Origin of the sequence: Actinomadura xylanilytica (genome assembly GCF_030283145.1) — a bacterium.
Classification (GTDB): domain Bacteria; phylum Actinomycetota; class Actinomycetes; order Streptosporangiales; family Streptosporangiaceae; genus Spirillospora; species Spirillospora xylanilytica.
Genome location: NZ_JASNWE010000007.1, coordinates 64,390 through 78,219 on the forward strand (window position 1 = coordinate 64,390; position 13,830 = coordinate 78,219).

At 75.5% G+C, this 13,830-nt stretch carries 14 protein-coding genes; 7 read left to right on the top strand and 7 right to left on the bottom strand.

The window, feature by feature from the left end; genetic code table 11:
- Window positions 1-109: 109 nt before the first annotated feature.
- Window positions 110-739 (bottom strand): TetR family transcriptional regulator, encoded by a 630-nt coding sequence (locus QP090_RS35420; RefSeq protein WP_285944119.1) that lies wholly within the window; start codon window positions 737-739, stop codon window positions 110-112.
- Window positions 740-1,073: 334 nt separating this feature from the next.
- On the opposite strand from QP090_RS35420, the gene QP090_RS35425 reads away from it, so the two are divergent.
- The 3 genes from QP090_RS35425 to QP090_RS35435 all read left to right on the top strand — a co-directional run bounded on the left by QP090_RS35425 (window position 1,074) and on the right by QP090_RS35435 (window position 5,387).
- Window positions 1,074-1,349: a hypothetical protein gene (locus QP090_RS35425; RefSeq protein ID WP_285944120.1), complete on the top strand. Its 276-nt coding sequence runs from the start codon at window positions 1,074-1,076 to the stop codon at window positions 1,347-1,349.
- Window positions 1,350-1,546: 197 nt separating this feature from the next.
- Window positions 1,547-1,822 carry a DUF6504 family protein gene (locus QP090_RS35430; RefSeq protein WP_285944121.1) on the top strand — a complete coding sequence of 92 codons (276 nt, stop codon included), beginning with the start codon at window positions 1,547-1,549 and terminating at the stop codon, window positions 1,820-1,822.
- A gap of 7 nt (window positions 1,823-1,829) precedes the next feature.
- Window positions 1,830-5,387, top strand: a complete 3,558-nt coding sequence (locus QP090_RS35435) for a DNA polymerase III subunit alpha (RefSeq protein ID WP_285944122.1) — start codon at window positions 1,830-1,832, stop codon at window positions 5,385-5,387.
- A 45-nt stretch (window positions 5,388-5,432) separates the two neighbouring features.
- On the opposite strand, the gene QP090_RS35440 is transcribed toward QP090_RS35435, so the two are convergent.
- The 4 genes from QP090_RS35440 to QP090_RS35455 all read right to left on the bottom strand — a co-directional run bounded on the left by QP090_RS35440 (window position 5,433) and on the right by QP090_RS35455 (window position 8,604).
- Complete coding sequence (locus QP090_RS35440) at window positions 5,433-6,116, bottom strand: DUF4328 domain-containing protein (RefSeq protein WP_285944123.1); 684 nt, start codon at window positions 6,114-6,116, stop codon at window positions 5,433-5,435.
- Between the two features lie 122 nt (window positions 6,117-6,238).
- Window positions 6,239-6,601 (bottom strand): hypothetical protein, encoded by a 363-nt coding sequence (locus QP090_RS35445; protein ID WP_285944124.1) that lies wholly within the window; start codon window positions 6,599-6,601, stop codon window positions 6,239-6,241.
- Between the two features lie 84 nt (window positions 6,602-6,685).
- Window positions 6,686-7,333, bottom strand: a complete 648-nt coding sequence (locus QP090_RS35450; RefSeq protein ID WP_285944125.1) for a response regulator — start codon at window positions 7,331-7,333, stop codon at window positions 6,686-6,688.
- Complete coding sequence (locus QP090_RS35455) at window positions 7,330-8,604, bottom strand: sensor histidine kinase (RefSeq protein WP_285944126.1); 1,275 nt, start codon at window positions 8,602-8,604, stop codon at window positions 7,330-7,332. The genes QP090_RS35450 and QP090_RS35455 overlap by 4 nt, the downstream gene beginning before the upstream one ends.
- Window positions 8,605-8,927: 323 nt before the next feature.
- On the opposite strand from QP090_RS35455, the gene QP090_RS35460 reads away from it, so the two are divergent.
- Window positions 8,928-9,149, top strand: coding sequence for a hypothetical protein (locus QP090_RS35460; protein ID WP_285944127.1), 222 nt, complete (start codon window positions 8,928-8,930; stop codon window positions 9,147-9,149).
- A gap of 120 nt (window positions 9,150-9,269) precedes the next feature.
- Window positions 9,270-10,067 carry a methyltransferase domain-containing protein gene (locus QP090_RS35465; protein WP_285944128.1) on the top strand — a complete coding sequence of 266 codons (798 nt, stop codon included), beginning with the start codon at window positions 9,270-9,272 and terminating at the stop codon, window positions 10,065-10,067.
- A gap of 15 nt (window positions 10,068-10,082) precedes the next feature.
- Here QP090_RS35465 and QP090_RS35470 read toward each other — a convergent pair whose 3' ends face one another.
- Window positions 10,083-10,892 carry a helix-turn-helix transcriptional regulator gene (locus QP090_RS35470; RefSeq protein WP_285944129.1) on the bottom strand — a complete coding sequence of 270 codons (810 nt, stop codon included), beginning with the start codon at window positions 10,890-10,892 and terminating at the stop codon, window positions 10,083-10,085.
- A gap of 92 nt (window positions 10,893-10,984) precedes the next feature.
- Here QP090_RS35470 and QP090_RS35475 point away from each other — a divergent pair, with 92 nt between their 5' ends.
- Window positions 10,985-11,845: an NAD(P)H-binding protein gene (locus tag QP090_RS35475; RefSeq protein ID WP_285944130.1), complete on the top strand. Its 861-nt coding sequence runs from the start codon at window positions 10,985-10,987 to the stop codon at window positions 11,843-11,845.
- Between the two features lie 111 nt (window positions 11,846-11,956).
- Here the strand turns inward: QP090_RS35475 and QP090_RS35480 are convergent, their stop codons facing one another.
- Window positions 11,957-12,535 carry a TIGR03086 family metal-binding protein gene (locus QP090_RS35480; protein WP_285944131.1) on the bottom strand — a complete coding sequence of 193 codons (579 nt, stop codon included), beginning with the start codon at window positions 12,533-12,535 and terminating at the stop codon, window positions 11,957-11,959.
- A gap of 396 nt (window positions 12,536-12,931) precedes the next feature.
- On the opposite strand from QP090_RS35480, the gene QP090_RS35485 reads away from it, so the two are divergent.
- Window positions 12,932-13,810, top strand: coding sequence for an alpha/beta fold hydrolase (locus tag QP090_RS35485; RefSeq protein ID WP_285944132.1), 879 nt, complete (start codon window positions 12,932-12,934; stop codon window positions 13,808-13,810).
- Window positions 13,811-13,830 lie beyond the last annotated feature (20 nt).

Genomic DNA, 13,830 nt, shown 5'->3' on the forward strand with positions numbered 1-13,830 from the left:
CAGCCTAGGGGAGCCGGACCCGCCGCGGATGGGACGTGAGAGTGAAGCGGGGATCACTCCACGGAGTGACCGCGGGCGGTCGGATCGGGCCGTGCGGGACCGCGGGCGGTCAGATCCAGTCGCCCATGGTGCGGCCGGCGAGGACGACGACGTCCTCGATCCGGGCGGCGACCGTGGCCGCGTCCCAGACCTCGTTCCGGGCGCACTCCTCGAAGGCGACCCGGGTCGCGGCCGAGTGGAAGGCGACCATGATCTGCGGGCGGAGGTCCCGCTCGGGGTTCACCCCCTCGCGGCGGGCGATCTCGGCGGCGAGCGCCTTCTCCGACGCCGAGAACCGCGCCATCTGCGCGGGGAGCAGCGCCGGCGTGGCCTCGAACACCTGCCGGACGCGGCGGAACCTGGCGGCGTCGTCCGGGGCGCCCTCGGCGATCGCGCTCAGCACGGTGCGCAGCGCCTCGAACAGCGCGGTGAAGGGCCGCTCGGCGGGCGGGCGGGCGGCCAGTGCAGCGGCCATGAGCCGGTCGTACCCGGCGAGGAAGCCGGTGAGGACGTCCTCCTTGGTGGCGAAGTAGCGGAAGAAGGTGCGCTGCGACACCTCGACCGCGGCCACGATCTCGTCGATCGTCGTCCGCTCGTACCCCTGGTCGAGGAACAGGTCGAGCGCCGCGTCGGTGAGCGCCAGCCGTGTCCGCTGCTTCTTGCGCTCGCGCAGCCCGTGGCACGGTCGCTCGGCGGTCATCGTCGGGCTCCTTCGGGTCCGGGGCGCGGATGTTCCCGGACGCCCGTCCAATCAAGGGGTGTATCACGGAAGCCGGGCTCCCGGCCCGGCGTCGGCGCGGTCCGCCGGTCATGGGACGGTCACGGGCCGGGCCGCCGTACGTAAGTATCTAGTAACTCTCTGTTACGGGATGGGTACTCTCGGTAGGGACAGGAATTAGGGGGACCGAGTCTCCGGGATTCACCGGCGCCGGATGGGCGCGCGGGTCATCCTTGGGGCTGGTCACCAAATGTCGCCGTTCGGGCGCTCCGGGTCATCGGGCGGCGATTCGTACCCCCTGATGAGGCGGCTGATCGTGGTGTCTGTTGTCGGTGCGCGGGAGATCGCCGAAGTGCGGCGGCACCATCTCGCCGCGCTCGCGTACGAGGTCGAGGCGCGCGGGCTGCGCTGGCGGCTGGCCGGTCCCGAGGAGTCGGTGCTGACCGTCATGGGCACCGGCGTCCGGCGCCAGATCATGGTCGTCGCGACGCCGGTCGGGCCCGGCTGGTCCTACCTGTGGACCGGCGGCGGCATCGCCGACGTCTCCGACGTGGCCAAGGTCGCCGAACGCTTCGTGACCCTCCTCACCTGACCCCGCCCGCGCCTCGTCCTGCCCGGCCGGCGGTCCGCCCGCCGTGCCCCCGCCGCGCCCCTGACGTGCTCCTGCGGTGCCCCCGCCTTGCCTCCCGGTCGCGGCCGACCCTAGACTCGCCTGCGAACGTATGTTCGAAGAGGCCGCATGCCTTCCCCCGTGCGGTGAACGCGAGGCACGAGGGCGGGGGAGGGTGGATGACGCGCGTTTTCGGCGATCCCGTCGAGGTCTGGACCAGCGACGGACGTCCGGTCCGGTTTGTCTGGCGGGGGCGGCTCTACACCGTGCGGCGGGTGCTGGAGCACTGGGTCGCCACCCGCGACTGGTGGCGCGAGCCGCCGCCCGCCGCCGACGTCCCCGGCGAGCGGGAGTTCTGGCGGGTCGAGGCCACCCCGGAGCGCGAGACCGGGGTGTACGAGCTGCGCCGCGACGCGGCGACCGGCTCGTGGCTGCTCTCCCGGCTGTGGGACTGAGGCGGCCGTGCACCTGCACGTCGCCTCCGCCTACTCGCTGCGGTACGGCGTGGCGCAGCCGCGGGCGCTCGCCGAACGGGCGGCCGGGCTCGGCATGGAGACCCTGGCCCTGACCGACCGCGACGGTCTCTACGGGGCGGTCCGGCACGTCCGGGCCTGCCGGGACGCGGGCATCCGGCCCGTCCTCGGCGCCGACCTCGCCCTGGACTACGACGGGGATCCGGCCGGGACGCCCGAGGAGGGCCGGGTGGTCGTCCTCGCCACCGGCCGGACCGGCTGGACGTCGCTGTGCCGCCTGGTCACCGCCGCCCACGCCGCCCGCCGGACGGACGTCGGGCCGGGGGCGACGGGCGAGCGGGGACGGCGGCCGGCCGTGCGCCGCGAGCTGGTCGGGACGCACTCGGCCGGTCTCGTGGTGCTGCTCGGGCCGGCCTCCGACGTGGGCCGCGCCGTCGCCGCCCGCCGTCCCGACCTGGCCGCCCGGCGGCTGGCGGCCTGGCGGGAGACGGCCGAGCCGGTGCTGGAGATCGTCGACCACCAGGACCGGGGCGACGGGCACCGCGCCGCCCGGATGCTGGCCCTCGCCCGCGAGACCGGGGTCCCGGCCGTGCTCGGCAACGCCGTCCGCTACCTGGAGGCCGCCGACCATCCGGTGGCGCAGGTGCTCGACGTGACGCGGCGCCTCGTCCCGCTCGACCGGCGGCACCTGGATGACCGGACCGGGCACGCCTACCTCAAGTCCGAGGCCGAGATGCGCCGGGTCGCCGAGCTGGGCTGCGGTGCCGCCGAGGCGGACGCGCTGGTCGCCGCGACCCGGCGGCTGGCCGAACGCTGCGCCCTGGACCCGGTCCGCGACCTCGGCATGGACCGCGTCCACCTGCCGGACGCCGGCGACGACCCGCACGCGCGCCTCGCCGCCCGGTGCGCCGGCGGCCTGGCCCGACGCGGCCTCGACCGGTCCGGCGCGGCGGCGGACCGGCTCGCGGACGAGCTGGCCGTCATCGCGCGCAAGGGCCTGGCCGCCTACTTCCTCACCGTCGCGGACGCCGCCGAACTGGTCCGGTCCCGCGGCATCCGCTGCGCGGTCCGCGGCTCGGGCGCCGGCAGCCTGGTCAACCATCTGATCGGGATCAGCGACCTGGACCCGCTGCGGCACGGCCTGCTGATGGAGCGGTTCCTGGCCGACAGCCGCCCCGGCCTGCCCGACATCGACCTCGACGTCGAGTCGGCCCGGCGCTTGGAGGCCTACCGGCTGCTGTTCGACCGGTTCGGCGCGGAGAGCACCGCGTGCGTGTCGATGATGGAGACCTACCGGGCGCGCAGCGCCATCCGCGACGTCGGCAACGCGGTCGGGCTGCCGCCGAGCGAGATCGACGTGATCGCCAAGGCGTTCCCGCACGTCCGGGCGGAGCAGATCCGCGCCGCCCTGCACGACCTGCCCGAGCTGCGGCAGAGCAACCTGGCGCAGGAGCGGCTGGAGGTGCTGTTCCGGATCGCCGAGCGCCTGGACGGGCTGCCCCGGCACATCGCGCTGCACCCCTGCGGCGTGCTGCTGTCGAACCCGACGCTGCCCGACCGCACGCCGCTGGAGCCGAGCGCGGCGGGCTTCCCGATGAGCCAGTTCGACAAGGACGACGTCGAGGCGATGGGGCTGCTCAAGCTCGACGTCATCGGGGTGCGGATGCAGTCGGCGATGGCGCACACGGTGGCCGAGGTCGCCCGGGTGGAGGGGGAGCGGATCGCGCTGGAGGACGTCCCGCGCGACGACGCCGCCACCTTCGAGCTGATCCGCACCTCCCGCACGCTCGGCTGCTTCCAGATCGAGTCGCCGGGCCAGCGCGAGCTGATCGGCAGGCTCCAGCCGCGCGACCTGGACGACCTGGTCATCGACATCTCGCTGTTCCGCCCGGGCCCGGTCGGCTCGGACATGGTCACCCCCTACCTGGAGTCGCGGGCCGGGCGCCGGGAGCCCGACTACCCGCATCCGGACCTGGCCGGGGCGCTGCGCGAGAGCCTCGGCATCGTGGTCTTCCACGAGCAGGTCCTGCGCGTCGTCGCCATCATGACCGGCTGCGGGCTGTCGCAGGCCGAGGCCGCGCGGCGGAGCCTGGCGGGCGCGAAGGGCCAGGCGGTCGTCGGCGCCTGGTTCCGCACGCGGGCGCTGGCACGCGGCTACGGCGCCGCGGTGGTCGAACGGGTCTGGCGGACGCTCGCCGCGTTCGGTGCGTTCGGGTTCTGCAAGGCGCACGCCGCGTCGTTCGCCCTGCCCACGTACCAGTCGGCTTGGCTGAAACGGCACCACACCGCCGCGTTCTTCGCCGGGGTGCTCACCCACGACCCCGGCATGTACCCCAAGCGGGTGATCCTGGACGACGCCCGGCACTTCGGCGTCCCGATCCTGCCGCTGGACGTCAACCGGTCGGCGGTGGACTGGCATGTCGAGCCCGTGTCCGCGGGAGGCCCGGTCTCGGCCGCGCCGCCGATTCCCGAGCCCGAGCCGATGCCCGAGCCGATGCCCGCTCCGCCCGTCCTGCCGCCCGTACCGCCTGACCAGGACGCCGCGTCCGGTGCGTGGGGTGCGTCCGCGTACGGGATTCGGGTGGCGTTGAACGAGGTCAAGGGGATCACCGACGCGGAGGCCGGCCGCATCGTCGCCGAGCGGCCGTACCGGTCGCTGTCCGACTTCTGGCGGCGCGCCCGGGTGTCCCGGCCGATCGCCGAACGGCTCGTGCTGGCCGGAGGGTTCGACGCCCTGTACCAGCCCGGTCCCGGGGGCGGCGGGCCCGCGCCGCGCCGCGATCTGCTCTGCCGGGTCGGGGCGCTCGACCGCGCCACCGCCCGTCCGGGACGCGGCGTGGGCGAGGGCCAGCTCCCCCTCGGCGACGAGACCGGGGACGTCCTCGGCGCCGGGATCGTGGAGGAGATCCGGCCGGGCGAGCTGCCGCCGATGACGCCGTCGGAGATGGTGGAGGCGGAGCTGGAGGTCCTCGGCCTGGACGTCAGCCGGCACGTGCTGACCTTCTACGGCGGGCTGCTGCGCGGGCTCGGCGCGGTCCGCGCCCGCGATCTCGCGGACCGGCCCGGCGGGGGCGAGGTCCTGGTCGCCGGCGTCAAGGTCGCCACCCAGACCCCGGCCGTGCGGTCGGGCCAGCGCGTCATCTTCGCCACGCTCGACGACGCGACCGGCCCGGTCGACCTGGCGTTCTTCGAGTCGGTGCAGGAGCGGTGCGCGGCGATCGTGTTCGGCTCCTGGCTGCTGGTGGCGCGCGGCCGGGTCCGCCGGGCCGGCGCGCGGGCGGTCTCGATCACCGCCACCGCCTGCTGGGACCTGCCCGCCCTGGAGGAGGAACGGCGGCGGGGCGGCATCGAGGCCGTCCGGCGGCTGATGGCGCGGCCGGGTCCGGGCGGGGAGGGAGGCGGGACCGGGCGGCGCGTCGTCCACGCGACCGGCTTCGCGACCTCGCCGTACGCCGACATCGGCCACGCGGGCGACACCGCCAGGCGTCCTCCGGCTCGGCTCTGGCACGCCAGCGGCGGCAGCTCGGGCCCCACCGAACCCCGCTGACGCGGCGCGGCGCGGCGGGCAGGGGAGGGAAAGGAGGGGCGAGGGTCAGGAGTCGCGGGCGATCTGGAGGCGGGTGATCTGGAACACCGTGGCCATGCAGAGCGCGGCGGCGAGGGCCTGGAAGGCCGCCGCGGCGACGCCGACGTGCACCGAGAACCGGGCGTCGGCCAGCGTCTGGACGCCGTGCCCGCCCGAGAACATCCGGGCCAGCCCGATCCCGGTCAGCACGCAGGCCCACCAGCCCGCCACCACCAGGGCCGCCGCGTGCCGCTCGGCGACGCGGTACCGGCCGCTGTTGACCCAGACGTCGTAGACCAGACGGGGCGGCAGCCACAGGTTGACCACCGGGCAGAGCCAGCCGAACACCACCCACGCCCGGCGGTGCCGGTGCGGGCCGGGCGACTGCCCGTACGCGCGCCACAGCCAGGCGAGGTAGAGCAGCCCGGTGACGCCCGCCATGACGCCGCCGATGAGGAACACGTCCGAGTACGGCGCCAGCGCGTGCTCGGTGCCCCCCGGGTCATAGGTGTCGTGGGTGCTGCCGCGCAGCGGCGCCTCCAGCCGCAGCAGGCTGATCCCCGAGCCGAGCGCGACGAAGGCGTTGAACCCGAGCAGCATGAAGACGGCCACGCCCACCGCGCGGAAGTCGCGGCGCCGCGCCCACGCCCCGCAGGCCGGGCAGCGGGCGACCTCGGTCGGGATGATGTCGCCGCACAGCGCACACGGCATGATCCACCTCCGAGGGGTTTGTGGTGCCTTGCCGTGGATACTACGGAGGTTTGACTATCGGCGCCCAATGGAGGTTCGCGCTGGTTCGAACATCTCTCCGCCAGTCCGCCCTCACCCCGGGGTCACAGCACCAGGGCCCCGGCGGCGAGGATCCCGGCCGCGGTGAGGACCGCCCAGACCGCCAGCCGGCCGAGGCCGCCGGAGTCGAGCAGCCGCTCCGGGCGGAACCCGGTGACGAGGGCCAGCGCCCACCATTCGGCGGTGAGCGCGATCGACACGTACAGGAATCCGAACCCGAGCACCGTGCAGCCGAACACCGCGCCCGCGAGGGTCAGGACGTGCGCGAACAGCGCCGACCCGCGGGCCCGCCCGCGCAGGCCGTGGCGCAGCCCGGCGAGGACGGCGCCCCACCCGGCGGCGCCCAGGGCCCAGATGATGAGGAGCGCGACGGGTATGCCGCCCAGCGACTCCGGTCCCAGTGCCATGTCCCCAGTTTCCCGCCGCCGCCCCGCGGTCCGCGGTCCGTGGCCACCGTCCGCGCGCCGCGTGCCGTCCGCCGCCCGGTCCGGTCAGCGCATGAGGCCCGACTCCCATGCCCACGCCGCGATCTCGACCCGGTTCCGCGCGTCCAGCCTGCGCTGGATGCTGCTCAGGTGGGTCTTGACCGTGGACAGCGACACGAACAGCTCGCCGGCGATCTCGTCGTTGGTGCGCCCGCGCGCGACGAGCCGCACCACGTCCAGCTCGCGTCCGGTGAGCGAGCCGCGCAGCGGCGCGGGCGCGGCGGACGCGGTGGCCAGGTGCTCCAGCAGCCGGACGGTGATCGAGGGGGAGACCAGCGCCTCGCCGTTGGCGGCGGCCCGGACGGCCTCCACCAGCAGCGCGGGACCGCTGTCCTTGAGCAGGAACCCGACCGCGCCGCCGCGCAGCGCGCCGTAGACGTACTCGTCCATGTCGAAGGTGGTGACGATCACCACCCGGAGCGGCTCGGCCACGTCCGGGCCGGCCAGCAGCCGGGTCGCCTCCAGCCCGTCCATCCGGGGCATCCGGATGTCGAACAGGCACACCTCCGGGCGGAGCCGCCGCGCCAGCGCGACGGCCTCGGCGCCGTCCCGGGCCTCGCCGACCACCTCCATGTCGGGCTGCGAGTCGACGATCATCCGGAATCCGGTCCGGACCATCTCCTGGTCGTCGGCGATCAGTACACGGGTGGTCACCCGTCCGATTCTCGCAGGGTCCGGCGGGCGGGCAGTACGGCGGTGACCTCCCAGCCGCCCCCGGACCGGGGGCCCGCGGCCAGCCGGCCGCCGAGCGCCTCGACCCGTTCGCCCAGGCCGGAGAGCCCGAACCCGCTGGACGGCAGCCTGCGCCCTCGTCCCTGCCCGTCGTCGCGGACGGCGACCTCGACCGTCTCGCCGTCCCGCCGGGCCACCGTCACCTGCACGGCGGTGGCGTCGGCGGCGTGCTTGCGGATGTTGGTCAGCGCCTCCTGGACGACGCGGTGCACCGAGGTCGCCACCTCGGGCGGCAGCCCGCCGAGGTCCGGCGCCAGCCACAGCGAGGCGGGCGGGTCGCCGAATGCGGCGACGAGGCTCTCGACCTGGGCCAGGTCGCCGACCGGGCTGGTCGGCGGACGGTCCCCGCCGTTCTCCGCGTGCCCGGCGCCCCCGCCGGAACCCCTACCCGCGCCCCCGCCGTCCCCCTCACCGCGCCCGGCGTCGCCGTCGGACGCGGTCGCGTTCTGGGCGTCGCGCAGCAGCCCGACCATGCGGCGCATCGAGGTCAGCGCCTCGGTGCCCGCCTGCTCGATCCCGGCGAACATCGTGTCGAGCTGCTCCGGGTCCGGCGCCGTGCCCGACCCGGCGGCGAACCGCGCCGCCTGCGCCTGCACCACGATCCCGGTCACGTGGTGGGCGACGAAGTCGTGCAGGTCGCGGGCCAGCTCCAGCCGCTCGTCCCGGCGCGCGGAGACCAGCGCCCGGGCCCGCCGGGTGTCGATCGCCCGCAGGTAGAGGCCGATCCCGATGGCGACCGCGACCAGTACACCGAGCGGCGCGACGAACAGCACCGCCTGGATCGCCGAGGCGCGCAGCGGCAGCACCACGATCGTGACCGACAGCGCCACCGCGACCGGGATCAGCCGCTCCCGGCCCTCCCGCCACAGCACCCGGACGATCAGCACCAGCAGGCCGCCGACCTCCACCGCCGTGCTCGGTCCCCGGAACGGCGGGTCGGCGAGCACGATGAACAGGGTGGTCAGCGCCGACGCGCCCAGCGCGCCGACCGCCCAGGGGAACCGGTGCCGCACCGAGACCGCCGCGCCGGTGACGACGACGGCCACGCCGATCAGCCAGAAGTCGAACGCGTGGTTGAACGCCGCCGCCAGGCACAGCAGCAGGTACAGCCCGGCGCACCCGAGGTAGGCGACGCGCGCCAGGCAGCCGCCCGCGAAATGGATTCGGTCCACCCGCGCGCCCGTGTCGTCCATGACTACGCAGGCTAGGGCCCGGGGCGGAGTGCGGAATCCGCCTTTCGGCCGATCGCGCACCCGCCGTCCGCGCCGTCCGCGCCGCGCCCGCCCCGCTGTCGCGCGCCCGTGCCGGACGCGGCGCGGAACGGCGGGCAATAGTCGAACATGCATTCGAAAAATGTCAGTGGTGGCGCGTACGGTGGCCTTGTGACGTGGGAGACGTCACGGAATGCCGAGCGGACCGAAGAGCTTGTTCGATGCGTACCCAGGGGTACGTCCCGGCCGGTGGGGGTGGGGCGCGCAAGCGTCCGTCCCGCCGGCATCTGGAAGGGGTAGTGGCAGTGAGCGAAGCGACCGGCACGTTCCATCTCGCCCAGCCGCGACTGCAAGGGCCCGCCGAGCGGACCCTGGTCCAGCCGTGGCTCACCGAAATGTCCAACCTGGCGCTGAACGCCTACGCCGAGACCGCGCCGCCGCCGGCCCGCGCGCTCGCCGTGGTGGAGGCGCTGTCCGCGGCGACCGTCCCCCCGGAGAGGCCGTCCCGGGTCGCGCTGGCCGCCTGACCGTCCCGTCATCTCAAAATACGAGACGCACTTCTCAAATTGTGAGAAGCGTTCTAGGCTGCGGTCACCGGCCGGCGGCACACCGGAGCTCCGCCGGGCGGGCGGAGAGAGGTGGATCCGATGACCAGGTACACCCACGGGCACCACGCGACGGTGCTGAGCTCGCACCAGTGGCGCACCGCCGAGAACTCGGCGGCCCACCTGCTGCCGCACCTGCGTCCCGGCACGGCGCTGCTGGACGTGGGATGCGGCCCCGGCACCATCACCGCCGGCCTGGCCGGGCGGGTCGCGCCCGGCCGGGTCACCGCGGTCGACTCCGCCGCGGCGGTGCTGGCCGAGGCCGAGCGGACGGCCGCCGGGCAGGGGCTCGGCAACGTGGAGTTCGCGGTCGCCGACGTGCACGCCCTCGACTTCCCCGACGACTCGTTCGACGTCGTCCACGCGCACCAGGTCCTCCAGCACCTCGCCGACCCCGTCCAGGCGCTGCGCGAGATGCGCCGCGTGTGCCGGCCGGGCGGGATCGTCGCGGTCAGGGAGGCCGACTTCGGCGGCATGCTCTGGTACCCGAGCCCGCCCGGCATGGACACCTGGCTGCCCGTCTACTACAAGGTGGCGCGCGGTAACGGCGGCGAGCCCGACGCGGGACGGCGGCTGGTGTCCTGGGCGCGGCGGGCCGGCTTCGCCGACGTGACCGCCTCCGTGTCGAACTGGTGCTACTCCACCCCGGAGGAGCGCGAGTGGTGGAGCGAGTCGTGGGGCGGCCGGATGATCCACTCCTCGATCGCCGAGAGCGCCGTGTCCGGCGGGCACGCGACCCGCGCGGACCTCCAGCGGATCCATGCGGGCTGGAAAACGTGGGCCGCCGCCGACGACGGCTGGTTCGCCGTCGTCCACGGCGAGATCCTCTGCCGCGCCTGAGGCACAGCGGGCTCCTCAGCCGGGCAAGGTGTCGCGCAGGCGCCGCAGGGCGTGGCCGGAGGCGGTCCCGGGCGCGGCGGTGTAGAGGACGAGGCGCTGATCGCGTCCGGGGACGGGGAGGATCTCGCAGTCGAGTTCCAGCTCGCCGACGACCGGGTGGACGGTCCGCTTCCTCAGCGTCCGCTGCACCGCGATCTCGCGCGCCGCCCACAGCGCGGCGAACTGCGGGCTGGACGCCGAAAGCTCGTCCACCAGCCGCCGCACGTCGGGGTCGCCGGGGTACCGGCCGCTGGCGCGCAGGTCGGCGACGCACTGGCGGCCGAGCTGGAGCATGCTGCCGGACGGGGGCCGGTCGCCGCCGAACAGCCAGCGCAGCGTGTTGCGCTCGCCCGCCGGCCGCTCCGCCGGGTCGCCGATCAGCGCCACCAGCAGCGGGTTCCAGGCGAGCACGTCGTACCGGACGTTGATCACCATGGCCGGCACGCCGTCGAGCCGCTCCAGCAGCCGCAGCACGTTGCCGGGCACCTCGCGGGTGGGGACGGCGCGGACCGGCGGATGGCCCGCCAGCCGCAGCAGATGGTCGTGCTCGTCGGCGGTCAGCCGCAGGACGCGGCCGAGCGCCCCGAGCACCTGCTCGGACGGGTGCGGCCCGCGCCCCTGCTCCAGCCGGATGTAGTAGTCGACGGAGATCCCGGCCAGGAGGGCGACCTCCTCGCGGCGCAGTCCCGGCGTCTGGCGGCGGGCGCCGGCGGCCAGCCCCATCTCGGCCGGCTGGACACGGGCGCGCCGGCTGCGCAGGAATCCGCCCAGCTCCTCCTTGTTCATTCCGGCCATCATGGCCGAGCGGGCCTGGTACCGCGACTCCCAGGCCCGAGCGTGCCTACCCGGCCCGGCCCCGGCCGGAGCAGCATTGAGGCATGACGATTCTGGTGACCGGAGCGCGCGGCGCGATCGCGCGCAGCCTTATAGAGCAACTCCTCACCGCAGGGCATAAGGTCCGCGCGGCCGGGCGCGAGCCCGCCGCCGCCCGCCTCCCCGCCGGTGTGGACGTGATGGAGGCCGACCTGGCGAGGCCGGAGACGCTGGGCGCCGCGCTCGCCGGTGCGACCAAGGTGTTCGTGTACGCCGAACCCACCGGCCTGGACGGGTTCGTCGCCGAGGCCCGCGCCGCCGGGGTGGAGCACATCGTGCTGCTGTCCGCCCTCGGCGCCGAGCCCGGCTCGGCCGACCGCATCCCGCGGATTCACGGTGACGCGGAGCAGGCGGTGGCCGGTTCGGGGATCCCGTGGACGTTCCTGCGCCCCGGCGGGTTCGCGACCAACGCGCTGCAATGGGCGGGTTCGGTCCGCGCGGAGGGGACCGTGTGCGACCCGTTCCCGGAGTCCCACGCGGCACCCGTCCACGAGGCCGACATCGCGGCGGTCGCCGCCCGCGTCCTGACCGACCCCGGGACCGAGCACCTGGGCGCCGTCCACGTGCTCACCGGGCCGGGGTCGCTGACCCGGCGGGAGCAGGCCGAGCAGATCGGCGCGGCGATCGGCCGCCCGGTCCGGATCGTCCGGCAGAGCCTGGACGATCACCGCGCGGAGCTGGCCCAGTGGGGCCCGCCGGACGTCGCCGAGGCCCTGATCCGGACCGCCGAGGAGGCGGTGGGCCGGCCCGCCGAGACGACCGGGACCGTCCAGGAGATCACCGGACGGCCGCCGCGCAGCTTCGCCGAGTGGGCCGCCGACCACGCCGCCGACTTCACCGCCGACTTCACCGCACCGGAGTCCTGACCCGCACGCACCACCGCCCCTCAGCGGGAAGGCCGGGAGGCCGCCGGGGACCTCCCCGGCGGCCTTCCCGGCGGTCACGTCCCTGAGCTGGGGCCGGGGCGACCCCGAGGTCTACCGCGGCGTCCATCCGGGGTCGCGGCCGGACAGTCCGATCACCCGGTCGAGGTCCGGGGCGTCCGCCGGGACCTGCACGATCGGCCCGAACAGCCCCTCGGAGCCCGCGCCGTCCTTCGGCTCCAGGAGCCGCAGCGACGAGCCGAGCGCCTCCGGGTCGGCCGTGAACGGCTGCCCGCTGGCCCGCGCGACGTCCCAGCCGTGGACGAGGAGCTCGTTCAGCGCGACCGCGCCGGCCACCTCCGCGGGCAGGTCGAACCCGCCGGCCCGGGTCATCCCCTCCCAGGAGCCCGGCTCGCGCCAGGCGTCCGCGAGCTCGGCGAGCTGCCGGGTGATCCGGTCGCGCCAGCCGTCCTCCAGCCGCGCCTCGTCGGCGGACGGCGCGCCATCGGGCCCCTTGGACTGCTTCCTGGCCGTCCGGACGAACGCCGCCGACAGCCCGCCGACATGGTCGATCAGGTCGCCGAGGGTGAACTCCGGGCAGGGGGTGGGCAGCGCGAGCTGACCGTCGTCGACCGCGGCGAGCAGATCGGCCATCCGCCGCGCCGTCGGGGTGAGATCGGGCCTCGGGGTCATCGGTGGCTCCTTCGTGATCCGGTTCGGGCACCACTGGGTCGGGTACCAGGACTGACCCGGCGAGCACGCGAAAATCATCGGCGGCTCAGCCGGACCCCGCCCGTTGGCCGCGAGCGGCCAACGGCCCGTCCGGCCGCGGCCGGACGGCCGGGACCGTGCCCGGACGGGCGGGCGAGTCCGGCGGCGGCCCGGCGACCTGGAGGGACGCCGCGCGCCCCGCGTCCACCCGTCGAAACCTCCGGGGAGCGGCGAACCGCGCGGTTCCACAGAGGCCGCAACCGCTTGTTGACCGTCCGGTCGATGGCGGTTAGCGTCGGCGCGCCGGCTCCCCGGCGGAGCGGTGCCGCGCCTGAGGCGGCCGTGTGCGGCAGAGGGGATCCCGGGCCGTCCGGGCAGATGACCATGCAGATCGAGACCTCGCTCGGCCCGGTGGCCGTGGCCGTACGGGGCGCCGGACCGGCGCTGGTGCTGCTGCACGCCAACCCCGGCGACCACCGCGACTACGACGCGGTGCTCCCCGCGCTCGCCCGCCGCCACACCACCTACGCCGTCGACTGGCCCGGCTACGGCGACTCCCCGCCCGCCACCGCGCGGCTCGCCGTGCGGACCGGCTCGGTCGGAGCGACCGCGGGGCCCGGCTCCGCCGCCCCGCCCGCGACGGGCCGCGAGGTCTCGGCGATGGGCTTCGCCGCGATCGTGCCGGAGATCCTGGACGGGCTCGGGCTGCGCCGCGCCGCGGTGATCGGCAACAGCGTCGGCGGCTACGCCGCGGCCGGCCTCGCGCTCGCCCGCCCCGCCGCCGTGACCGCGCTCGTGCTGGTCAACAGCGGCGGGTTCAGCCGGCTCGGCGGCCCCCTGACCCGCGGGGTCATCCGCCTGATGGGGACCGAGCCCGCCGTGCGGGCCGCCTCCGGCCGGATGCCCCGGTTCTACCTGCGCCGCCGCACCGGCACCGTGCGAGAGATGATCAGCAGGGACGCGGCGCGCCGGCACGACCCCCGGACGATCGCGGTGGAGGCGGCCCTCTGGCGGAGCTTCGCCTCGCCCGACCACGACCTGCGCGTCCGGGCGGGCGCCATCACCGCGCCCACCCTGCTGGTGTGGGGAACCCGCGATCCGATGGTCGGCATGGACGTCCGCAGGGTCAGGCGGGCCCTGCCCCAGGGCATCTGGTGCCCGCTGCCGACCGGCCATGCGCCCTTCGCCGAGGCGCCCGCCCGCTTCCTGGACGCGGTGCTCCCGTTCCTCCAGGACGCGGCCCACCGCGCCGACTGACCCGCGGACGACCGGCCCGC